We start from the raw sequence: 647 nt of genomic DNA, 5'->3' as shown, positions 1-647 counted from the left end.
TAGCAGCTCCAAGCGCGATCAGCGCCCCGGCGATCTGGGCGACAATGAAGCCCGGCACACTGACGGGTGCGATACCGGCAAAGGTGTCGCTCAGCGAGCGGGCGATGGTGATCGCCGGATTGGCAAAGCTGGTCGATGAGGTGAACCAGTAGGCTGCGGTGATATAAAGCGCGACGCTGGCCGGCACCCACGGCGGACGCGACTGCACGGTGCCCAATATGGTGAGCACCAGCCCGAACGTCGCGACACCTTCGCCCAGCCACTGCCCGGGACCGCTGCGCAAGTGATGCGAGACCTGCAAGACCGGCAGGTCGAACATGGCATGGGCTACCCAAACGCCAGCGATGCCGCCGACCAATTGCGCCACTAAATAGCCCAGCGCCGCAGGTGTGCCGATCGCGCCGCGCAGTCGCATGACCAGGGTCACCGCCGGGTTGAAATGTGCGCCCGATAGCGGTCCCAGCATGGTGATCAGCACGAACAGGATGGCCCCGGTTGCCAGGGTGTTGGCAAGCAAGGCCACCGCGACATTGCCGCCGGACAGATGTTCGCCCATGACGCCCGAGCCGATGACGGTCGCGAACAGCAGAAAGCTGCCCACGGCCTCGGCCCACAAGGCCCGATTGGTATCGCTCATTGTGGTTCCC

1 protein-coding gene is annotated in these 647 nt (G+C 64.9%); it reads right to left on the bottom strand.

Going from position 1 to position 647, the window contains the following annotated elements; all coding sequences use genetic code 11:
* Positions 1-637 (bottom strand): aquaporin (locus AQZ49_RS21640; protein WP_067621056.1); only part of this gene is annotated, 637 nt, incomplete at its 3' end.
* Positions 638-647: the final 10 nt, after the last annotated feature.

Origin of the sequence: Novosphingobium sp. FSW06-99 (genome assembly GCF_001519065.1) — a bacterium.
Classification (GTDB): Bacteria; Pseudomonadota; Alphaproteobacteria; order Sphingomonadales; family Sphingomonadaceae; genus Novosphingobium.
This window is presented reverse-complemented; position numbering and strand designations above follow the sequence as displayed.